The sequence below is a fragment of the Rhodovibrio sodomensis genome, from assembly GCF_016583645.1.
In the GTDB taxonomy this organism is placed as follows: Bacteria; Pseudomonadota; Alphaproteobacteria; order Kiloniellales; family Rhodovibrionaceae; genus Rhodovibrio; species Rhodovibrio sodomensis.
In genome coordinates, this window is sequence record NZ_NRRL01000058.1 from 18303 (window position 1) to 27816 (window position 9514).

Consider the following 9514-nt stretch of genomic DNA (forward strand, 5'->3'; position numbering starts at 1 on the left):
GGAGGAGGGGGGAAGGCCACCCCGCGTTTACGCCAAGCCGCCGGCCACCGCGATCACCTGGCCGGTGAGGTAGGACGCGCGGTCGGAGGCGAGGAAGCCGACCAGATCGGCGACCTCCTCCGGCCGGCCGGCGCGGCGCATCGGGACGATCTCCTTGATCCGGGCGTCGTCGAAGCTGGCCTGGGTTTGCCGGGTGGCGATCACGCCCGGGGCAACCGCGTTGGCGGTGATGCCGCGGCTGGCGAGTTCCTGCGCCAGCGACTTGATCGCGCCGTGCTGGCCGGCCTTGGCGGCGGCGTAGTTGGTCTGCCCTCGGTTGCCCAGGATTCCGGAGATCGAGGACACCGCGATCACCCGGCCCCAGCGGCCGCGCGTCATTCCCAAAAGCAATGGCTGGACGACGTTGTAGAACCCGGTCAGCGACACGTCGACGACCCGGTTCCAGCTGGCGCGGTCCATCCCGGCCATCGGGGCGTCGGCATGGACGCCGGCGGCGTGGACCACGATCCGGATCGTGCCGTGCGCGCCGAGCTCTGCGAGCGCGACCTCGGTCGCCTCGGCGTCGGTGACGTCGAAGGCGACCGCCTGCGCCCGGCCGCCGTCGGCCCGGATCGCCTCGGCGCAGGCCTCCGCCGCGGCGCGGTTGGCGTTGGCGTGGACGATCACCTCGGCGCCCTGGGCCGCCAGGGTCCGGCAGATCGCCCCGCCGATCGCCCCGCTGCCGCCGGTGACCAGCGCCCGGCGCGGCTGTTGGTCGGTCATGGGATGCGGCTCACGACAGGATGATCCCGATCTCGCCCGCAACCAGCGTGGTGCCCGCCTGGGCCAGCGTGAAGCCATAGGCGAGCTGGCGGGTGTCCGCCAGCAGGCAGGTGGCGTGCACCTCGAGCGGACCGTCGATATCGTCCAGCCGGCCGCGCGTCCAGGTGAGATCGCGCACCGACACGATCATGCCAGGCTGCGCCGTCGCCGCCGGGCCGGCCTGCAGCGGACCGTGCACCGCGGCGGCCTGCGCGCCGTACTCGCTGCCGGCGACCGCGTGCAGCTGGCCGGCCCGGCGCAGCGGGTTGTCGGCGCGCCGGTGGCTGTCGGTGCGGGCGTGGATCGCCTCGGCGTCGCTGGCGACGATCGTGTCCAGCAGCACCATCGGGCCGGCGTGCGGGATCCGTTCGGCGATCCCGGCGCGGTCCAGCAGCCCGCCGGTCAGCATGGCGTGATCTCCAGGTCCAGATGCGCCCGGTCGCCGTAGGGCACGGCCTGGCGGGCCGCGTCGCCGCGCGCCAGCGCGGCCAGCAGCGGCAGGGCGCGCGCGGCGGCGTTGTGCTGCCACAGATCGTGCAGTTCGGGCAGGTCGGGCGGCGTCGGCGTCGCCGCGCCGGCGGCGAACCCGGCGCGCAGCGTCGCCTTGGCGCCCGGCGTGCCGGCGGGGGCCAGCACCAGGCCGATGCCAAGCGGCGCCACCACCGGGCAGACGGTGTTGAGCGGCTCTGGAAACGGCGTGTCGCACAGCACCAGCAGGACCGGATCGCCGTCCGCCCGGATCTGCGCCATCGCTTTCACCAGCGCGCCCGCGAAGGTGTCGCGCGCGGCCGTCACGCTGGTGCAGGCGCGGTGGCAGCCGGTCGCGATCGCCCAGTAGCCGACCGCCACGTTGTGCACCGAATGGTGGAAGTCCTTGGGCGAGACGTGCCGCTCCTCGGTCGCCAGCTCCATCAGGATGCGCTGGACGGTGTTGCCGTCGCCGTGCGCCCAGCCGAACACCGAGGGCAGGTCGGCCGGGTCGACGCGGGCGTCACCGACCGCCTCCTGCCCGACGGCGAGCGCCAGGCGCACGGCCTGCGAGACCCGCCGGCGCTCGCGCGGGCTCAGGTTCTCCGGCCGCGGGGCCGGGGTGTCCGCGGCGTTGTAGGGCGCCCGGCCGGCCAGCACGTCGCCGCCGTCGGCCCAGCCGGCCAGGCCCGGCCCGTGCAGCCCGACGCCGAGCAGCGCGCTCTCGATCATGCCGCACCTCCGGACCCGAACGGGTCGCCGTCGCCGCGGCCCAGCAGCAGGCTGCAGTTGCTGCCGCCGAAGCCGAACGAGTTCATCAGCGCGACCCCGATTCCGGCGGGTTCGCTGTCGCGCCGCACCGCCACCGCGATCGCCGGGTCCAGCGTCTCCAGGTTGGCGTTGCCGGGCCGGAAGCCGTGCGCCAGCCCCATGACGCAGACCGCCGTCTCGACGATGCCGGCCGCGCCCAGCGTATGGCCGGTCGCGCCCTTGGTGGAGCTGCAGCGGATACCGCCGCCGAACACCCGCTCGATCGCCTGCGCCTCGCTGCGGTCGTTCTGCGGGCTGCCGGTGCCGTGCTGGTTGACGTAGTCCACCGACCCCGGGGTCAGCTGGGCGCGACGCAGCGCCTCGCGCATCGACAGTTCCGCGCCCAGGCCCTCCGGGTGCGGGGCGGACATGTGGTGGGCATCGGAACTCTCGCCGTAGCCCAGCAGCCGGGCCAGCGGCGCGCGCCCGGCCGCCTCGGGCCGTTCGACCAGGGCGAGACCCGCCCCCTCGCCGATCGAGATGCCGCGCCGGCCGGCGTCGTTCGGTCTGGCCGGGCCGGTGTCCAGCAGTTCCAGCGAGCGGAAGCCGTAGAGCGTCATCAGGCACAGCGAATCCGCGCCGCCCACGATCGCGGCGTCGGCCAGGCCGGCGGCGATCAGCTGCTCGGCGTCGGCGAACACCTTGGCGGAAGAGGAGCAGGCGGTCGACACGGTCAGCGCGGGCCCGGCGATCCCCAGCCGCTCGGCGACGTACCAGGCGAGCGCGTGGTGATCGTGCGTCTCGTGAAAGCGGAACTCGGCGGGCAGCGCGTCGGTCTCCGGATCGCGGTTGGCGAAGGCGATTTCGCCCTCGCGCACGCCGGAGGTCGAGGTGCCGAGGATCAGCGCGACCCGGTGCGCGCCATAGCGCCGGATCGCCGCCGCCGCCGCGTCCTCGAAGCCGTCGGCGCGGATCGCCATCTCCGCGAGGCGGTTGTTGCGGCAGTCGAAGCGGGCGAGCTCCGGGGGCAGCGCCACCTCCTCGACTCCGTCGACCCGGCCGATGTGGGTGTCGATCCGCGCGTCGGCGTAGTCGTTCGCCCGCAGCGCGACACGGTTCGCCCGCAGGCCGTCGGCCAGGGCGGGCAGCCCGGTTCCAAGCGCGTTGACGCTGGACAGGGCGGTCAGGGCGAGCGGAGTCACGGGCGAAGCGGCCTCGGCGTCAAGACGTCGGTCAGGGATCACGGACTGTAACATGGGCGCGGACCCCGCCCGTGAACACCAGCCCGGACGCGAGCGAGATGCCGGCGCCCAGCGTCACGGTCGTGCCCAGCTGGCCCAGCATCGGGATCGCCGCGGTCGACAGGATGGCGAACACCGCCAAGCTGGTCGCGGCGCAGACCACCACGCTGCGCCGGCCGCCGCGCCCGCCGCCCGGGCTGGCCGCGTCGTCGCGCACCGCCTGGCGCAGGAAGATCGCGTAATCCAGCCCCAGACCGGCCACCACCATCAGGCCCAGCAGGTGGAACAGCGACAGCGCCGTGCCCAGCGCCACCAGCAGCGCCGCCGACAGCGCAACCGAGACCAGCACCGCGGCCCCGACCTGCGCGACCGGCCTGACGGCGCGCAGGCCGAGCGCGAGCGCGCCCAGGCCGAGCACCGCGCCCAGCGCGATCCAGCGCAGCGTCTCGGCCCGGTAGCCGCGCATCAGCGCCTCCGTCTGCGCCTTGATGTCCAGCAGGCGCACGCCGGGCACCTCGGCGGCGCGCAGCGCGGCGCGCAGCCGGGCTTCGTCGCGCAGCCCCTCGATGTAGCCGAAGCCGAGGACGCGGCCGTCCGACGTTTCGACCAACAGCGTTTGCAGCCGGCTCGCCAGCAGCGGGGACTGGATGTCCGACGGCGTCAGCGGTCCGGCCGCCCGCGCCGCCGCCACGTCCGCGACGAACGGCTCGAACGTGCCGGGCGAAAACGGCCGCGCGGCGAGCGCGTCGGCAAGGCGCCGGCGGAGTGTTTGCGCATCCGGCAGGGCGTCCAGCCGGGCGCGCTGGCGGGCGGCGCTGGGCAGGTAGCGGGCCAGCAGGTCGATCTTGGCGACCGCGCCGCTGTCGCGCAGGGCGTCCAGCGTGGGCTGCAGCGCCTCCTGGCGTTGCAGCAGGGTCTGCACGTCGGGCGCCTCGACCGCGATCAGGTAGCGCGGACTGGTTGCCGACAGGTCGGCGCGCAGGCCCTGATCGATCTGCTTGCGGCTCTCCGGGATCGGGCTCAGGCCGCGCAGGTCGTCCTGCCAGACGCTTGGGCCCTGCAGCGCCAGCCAGCCGACCGCGGCGGCGGCCAGCAGCAGCGCGGGGCCGCGCAGCCGGCCCAGGGCCGCGTGCAGCGGCGCCAGCCGGTCCCAGGCCGCGGCCGCCGGCGGCAGATGGACCGGCCGCACCAGCCAGGGCAGCAGCCAGCGCGTCACCGCCGCGGCGGCCAGCAGGCCGGCCAGGGTGAACACCCCGAGCTGCGCCACGCCCGGGAAGCTGGACATCATCAGCGGCAGGAAGCCGATCGCGGTGGTCGCCGCGCCCAGCGACAGCGCTGGCCAGATTCGCCGCGCACTCGCATCCGGCGCCTCCGCGGGCCGGCGGTGCGCGAACTGGTGCAGGGGATAGTCGACGCCGACCCCGATCAGGATCGCCCCGAACCCGAGCGTGGGTGCCAGGATTTCGCCGAACACGCCGGCGACCGCGCCCGCCCCGGCGACGAACCCGGTCGCCAGCGGCACCGCGCTCGCCACCAGCACGCTCGGCCGGCGGAAGGCGGCCAGCAGGATCAAGGCCACGACCGGCAGCGACCAGACGAGCAGGCGCCGGGACTCGGACTCAGCCATGTTGCGGCTCTCCACCGCGATCACCGACGGCCCGGAACGCACCGCCTCGACCGGGCCGTGCTCGGCCTCCACCGCCTGCACGGCGGCGTCGATCGCGGCCAGCACCTGCGCTTGCCCGCCGGCGTCGAACGCCTGGCGCGCGCTGCGCGCCAGCAGCACCGCGCGCGCGCCCTCGCGCCCGACCCAGACGCCGTTCAGCTTGCGGGGGCCGCTGTCGCCGCGCCACAGCCGGGCGACCTCGAACGCCCGGAGGGTGGGGTCGCGCGGCATGATCCGCTCGATCAGCGGGGAGCCCAGGCCGCGCAGCTCGGTCAGCAGCCGGTCGAACGCACGGCCCAGGCCCGCCTCGGTGAACGCCTGCGGCTCGAGCGGCGGGTTCAAGCGGTAGCGGTGCGCCAGGAACGGCTCCAGCGTGTCCGGGTCCAGCGCCAGGCGGCCGTTGGCGACCCGGTCGAACAGGCCGCTTGCCCGCAGTTCGCGCTTCATCGCGGCGCTGATCGCGGCCAGCTTCTGGGCGCGCGCCCGGGCGTTCGCCGGCGGGTTGGCGGGCGTGAGGCCGATCATCACCGTGCGGTTCGCCGGCCCCTCGCTCAATGCGCGCTGCAGCAACGCCAGGTCTTCGGATTGCCGTTCCGGCAGCAGGATCGACAGGTCGGCGCGCACCGGCACCAGGGTCAGGATCGCGGCCCCCAGGCCGCCCAGAACGGCCAGCACCAGCAGGGGGCGCAGCAAGGCTGCCAGATGTGCGCGCATCGCCCTAGCTCTCGGCCCGGCCGCGGCCCGGCCGGCGGCCGGACCGGTCGAACGCCGGATCGCGCGGCTCCTCGCCCCAGAAGTCGAAGAAGTTGAACCAGTTGTAGGGCGCGCTGCGGCAGTAGGCGGCGAGCCGGTCGGCGAACGCGCGGGCGTAGGCCGCCGCCGCCGTCCGCCGCGCCCCGCCCGCGGCCGTCACTGGATCGGCGAACCGCTCGAAATGCACCTCGTAGCGCCCGTTGCCGCGATAGAGCGCGAAACTGAGCAGCGCCGGCGCCTGCAGCGTCGCGGCGAGCAGCCACGGGCCGAGCGGGAACGGCGCCGGGGCGCCCAGGAAGTCCACGGTGGCGAGCTTGTCCGCCGCCGTGCTGCGGTCGGCGAGCACGCCAACGACGCCGCCGCGCGCGATCCAGTCGCGCACCTCCAGCATCGCGTCGGGGCGGCCCAACGGGATCACGTTCTCCATCACCGCCGGGTTCAGCTCGGCCAGCACGGCGTTCAGCCGCTCCGCGTTGTCGACGTACATCAGGATCTTGATCGGCAGGTCGCCGTGGTCCCGGCCGAGCGCGCGCATCGCCTCGAAGCTGCCCAGGTGCGCGCTCATCAGGAAGAACCCGCGGCCCTCGGCGCGCAGGGCGTCGACGTGCTCGGCGCCGTGCACCGCGACTTCGAGCGCGCGGTCCCGGCCGGACAGGAAGAACACCCGGTCCATGATCGTGCTGGCGAAGGTCAGGATGTGCCGGAAGGTGTCGCGCGGCCCCGGCCGGCGGTCCAGCACCCGCGCCAGATAGCGGCGCGAGGCGCGCCGGGCGACCGGGGCGGACAGCTGGAAATAGAGCGCGATTCCGAACAGGACCGGGCGGGCCGGCGTGCGTCCCAGGGCGAGGCACAGCCGCATGTAGACGCGCGCGATGCCGGCGCTGCCGCGCTCCGGCAGCTGGCGCCACTGCGCGCCGGCGGCGCCGGTCTGGGCCTGGCGGGCGGTCATCGGCCGGCCCCGCCGTGGCGTTCGCGCAGGTGGACGACGAAAGTCGCGGTCATCGCGGTGCGGCCATGTTCGGTGCAGGTGACCTTGATCCGCCCGTCGGCCGGGGGCTGGGCGGTGACCTGCCAGGTCGCCCCCGGCAGCAGGGCCCGCTTGATCCGCGCGCGGGCGACGCCGGTGACCTCCGCGCCCGACGCCGCGCCCAGCCAGCCGGCCAGCCGGTCGAGGATCGCCGCCGCGGGCACCACGGCCCGGTCGGGGAAGTGGCCGGTCAGGCAGGGGTCGCCGGATTCGATCCGAAGCTCGGTGGTCAGCCGCGCGTCGCTCACCCCTGCCGTCCGGTGTGGCGCTCGACCAGCCGGTCCAGCTCGTGGCGCTGCAGCTTGCCGGTGGCGTTGCGCGGCAGGCGGTCGACCAATATCAGACGGCGCGGCACGAACGCCGGGTCCAGGCGCTGCTTCAGCCGGGTCCGCAGCGCCTCCCGGTCCCAGCCGGGCGCGACCGCGAAGGCAAGCAGCCGGCCGACCCGGCCGGCGCCGCTGTCCGTGCCGGGCTGGACGAACACCGCGTCCTGCACGCCCGCGATCTCGATCAGCTGCGCGGCCAGCCCGCTTAAGGACGCGCGTTTGCCGGCAACGTTGACCAGGTCCTGCGCCCGGCCCTTCAGGCGAATCCGGTTGCCGTCCAGCACCTCGACCACGTCGGGGAACGCCACGTCCTGGCCCAGGGCCGGGCAGTGCACCAGTGCCTGCGGCCCGTCCGGCCCGGGCGCGGTACGGGCAACGTAATCGCCGCGCATCTGCCAGACGTCGCCGTCCAGCGTCCGCCGCCCGGCGACCGAGCCGGCCTCGGTGAAGCCGTAGACTTCGCGCAACGGGGCGTTCAGCCGGTCTTCCGCGGCGCGGGCCAGCTCGGCGCCCAGCGGCGCGGTCGCGGAGATCGTGTGGTCGACCGCGGGCAGCGGCATCTCGCTCTCGAGCAGGGCGCGCAGATGGGTCGGCGTGGTCACCAGCACGCGCGGTGCCGGCACGTCGCGGAGCGCTTGGGCCACGTCGGCGGCGTACATCGGCCGGCCGGCGTGCGCCGCCGCGCCGCCCTGCAGGACGTACATCGCGGTGGTCTCGAAGCCGTACATGTGCTGGCTGGGCACGGTGGCGACCACGTTGGCCTGGCTCAGCCGGTCCAGCGCCAGCATTGCCGGGATGGTCTTGCCGCCGGCGGCCAGCATCGCCCAGGTCTTGTCGTTCATCGCCGGGGTGCCGGTGGAGCCGGAGGTGAACACCCGCGCGGCCAGCAGGTCGGCCGGCAGCTCCGGTGCCTGCGCCGGCGGGTCGTGGTCGGCTGCGAACCTGTCGACCTGGATCGGCGCGGGGAGATCCATCGTGCAGCCGCGTTCGGCCAGCACGACCAAGGGATCGAACGTCCGCCCCAGCAGGCGCAGGTTGTGGTCGGTCCGGTCGGGCGGGAGTACGACGGAGCGGCCGGCCAGCCAGCCGCCCAGCAGCGCGACCGTGAACTCCAGCCGGGACTCGCAATAGTTGGCGAGTTGCCCGCCCGCCGGCAGCACCGTTTGCAGGTGCCGGGCCAGCGCCTGCGCGCGCGCCAGCACCGTGCCCTGCGCCACCGGTCCGTCCGGGGCGTGAAAAGCCGGGCGGGCCGGGTCGTAGGGGGCGATCGCGGGCCAGCAGCGGGCGTCGGCGGGTTGGGCGCTCTCGCTACGCATGGCCGCGTTGTGGCAGCGGCCACGCGCGCTTGTCCAGCATCACCGACAGCGTCCAGATCACCGACGGCCGGCCGTACTGCGGGAACTTCCAGCCGCGCAGCAGGTGCTCGCCCAGGAATGTCACAAGCAGCAGGACCGGGTTGGCGACGTTGGCGATCCACGACCAGGCGCCCAGCCCGCCGAACGCGAGCGCGCTCAGCGCCGCCAGCATGATCGCCGCCGGCAGCACCGCCCAGACCCAGGTAACCCGGCGGGCGTGCGCCGCCAGGTCCGCCGGCACCTGACCGCGCGACACCCGTGCGACCCGCAGGATCGCCGGCTCGTGGCCCGGCAGCAGGGTGTAGGCGAACACCGAGCTGACCGCGAGGTTGCCCAGCGTCGGCGGCAGCAGCAGCGCCAGGCGCGGGTCGAATGCCGGGGCAGCCGCCTGAAGCGTGCCCAGCGCGGCGATCAGGATACCGGCCCCGGCCAGCAGCACCCGCTGGCGTCCGCGCGCCGCCAGCCCATTCAGCAGCATCGCCGCCGCCACCCCCCAGATCAGGCAGGCGAGCGCAAGCGCGCTGCGGTCGGCCAGGACGCAGAGGTGCACGGCGGCCAGCGCCGCGAGCGCGATCAGGGCGCGTACGATCAGCGTGCGCGGCCGGGCGCGCGCCGGCGCGTCGGACCGCCCGGCGCCGGTCGCGGTCATGGCCGGTCGGGCGTCATTTGGTGCGGTGGTCCAGCACGTGGCTCGCCAGCGCGCGCAGGGAGGCGAAGATGTGCTCGTTGCGCTCGTCCTCCGCCTTGATCTCGACGCCGTAGCGGCGGTTGACCTCGAGCGACAGCTCCAGCGCGTCGATCGAGTCCAGACCCAGCCCCTCGCCGAACAGGGCGGCGTCGGGATCGATCTCGTCGGCCGACACTTCGAGCTCGAGCACCCGCACCATCGCCTCGGCCAGCTCCTGCTCCAACTCGGATTTACTGTGCTCGCTCACGCTCACGATCGACCTTCGGCTCCCTGCTGTCTGGGCCCTGTGTTCTTTAGCGTTATCCGGCTGGTGCCGCGGCGGTGCAAGGGGCGCGCGCTGGCGGCGCCTTCGGAGTCTAAACCGCCCCCGGCGCAGCGTCGAGGCCGTCAGCCGTGGCGGTTCCCGGGGCGAGCGGCGTGGTGAGGGGCGGGGCGATCG

Annotated in this window: 10 protein-coding genes; all 10 read right to left on the bottom strand. The window is 74.7% G+C overall.

Annotated elements, in window-relative coordinates; translation table 11 throughout:
- Window positions 1-27 precede the first annotated feature (27 nt).
- From fabG to CKO28_RS28900, 10 genes are read right to left on the bottom strand one after another with little or no spacing between them, the layout of a single operon-like run.
- Window positions 28-762, bottom strand: a complete 735-nt coding sequence (fabG, locus tag CKO28_RS17240) for a 3-oxoacyl-ACP reductase FabG (protein WP_200342051.1) — start codon at window positions 760-762, stop codon at window positions 28-30.
- A gap of 10 nt (window positions 763-772) precedes the next feature.
- On the bottom strand, window positions 773-1210 hold the full coding sequence (locus CKO28_RS17245) for a hotdog family protein (protein WP_200342052.1): 438 nt from the start codon (window positions 1208-1210) through the stop codon (window positions 773-775).
- The gene (locus CKO28_RS17250; protein ID WP_200342053.1) at window positions 1204-2001 is read right to left on the bottom strand and encodes a beta-ketoacyl synthase chain length factor; all 798 of its coding nucleotides are present in this window, start codon (window positions 1999-2001) and stop codon (window positions 1204-1206) included. Before CKO28_RS17250 ends, CKO28_RS17245 begins: the two co-directional genes overlap by 7 nt.
- Window positions 1998-3221, bottom strand: coding sequence for a beta-ketoacyl-[acyl-carrier-protein] synthase family protein (locus CKO28_RS17255; protein WP_338050164.1), 1224 nt, complete (start codon window positions 3219-3221; stop codon window positions 1998-2000). The genes CKO28_RS17250 and CKO28_RS17255 overlap by 4 nt, the downstream gene beginning before the upstream one ends.
- A 31-nt stretch (window positions 3222-3252) precedes the next feature.
- Window positions 3253-5640, bottom strand: a complete 2388-nt coding sequence (locus CKO28_RS17260) for an MMPL family transporter (protein WP_200342055.1) — start codon at window positions 5638-5640, stop codon at window positions 3253-3255.
- Window positions 5641-5644: 4 nt separating this feature from the next.
- Window positions 5645-6628, bottom strand: a complete 984-nt coding sequence (locus CKO28_RS17265) for a lysophospholipid acyltransferase family protein (RefSeq protein WP_200342056.1) — start codon at window positions 6626-6628, stop codon at window positions 5645-5647.
- The gene (locus tag CKO28_RS17270; RefSeq protein WP_200342057.1) at window positions 6625-6954 is read right to left on the bottom strand and encodes an ApeI family dehydratase; all 330 of its coding nucleotides are present in this window, start codon (window positions 6952-6954) and stop codon (window positions 6625-6627) included. Before CKO28_RS17270 ends, CKO28_RS17265 begins: the two co-directional genes overlap by 4 nt.
- On the bottom strand, window positions 6951-8348 hold the full coding sequence (locus CKO28_RS17275; protein WP_200342058.1) for an AMP-binding protein: 1398 nt from the start codon (window positions 8346-8348) through the stop codon (window positions 6951-6953). Before CKO28_RS17275 ends, CKO28_RS17270 begins: the two co-directional genes overlap by 4 nt.
- Entirely contained in the window at window positions 8341-9036 is a 696-nt protein-coding gene (locus tag CKO28_RS17280) for a COG4648 family protein (protein ID WP_200342059.1), read from the bottom strand. The genes CKO28_RS17275 and CKO28_RS17280 overlap by 8 nt, the downstream gene beginning before the upstream one ends.
- A 13-nt stretch (window positions 9037-9049) precedes the next feature.
- Window positions 9050-9328, bottom strand: coding sequence for a phosphopantetheine-binding protein (locus tag CKO28_RS28900; RefSeq protein WP_338050165.1), 279 nt, complete (start codon window positions 9326-9328; stop codon window positions 9050-9052).
- Between the last annotated feature and the right edge of the window lie 186 nt (window positions 9329-9514).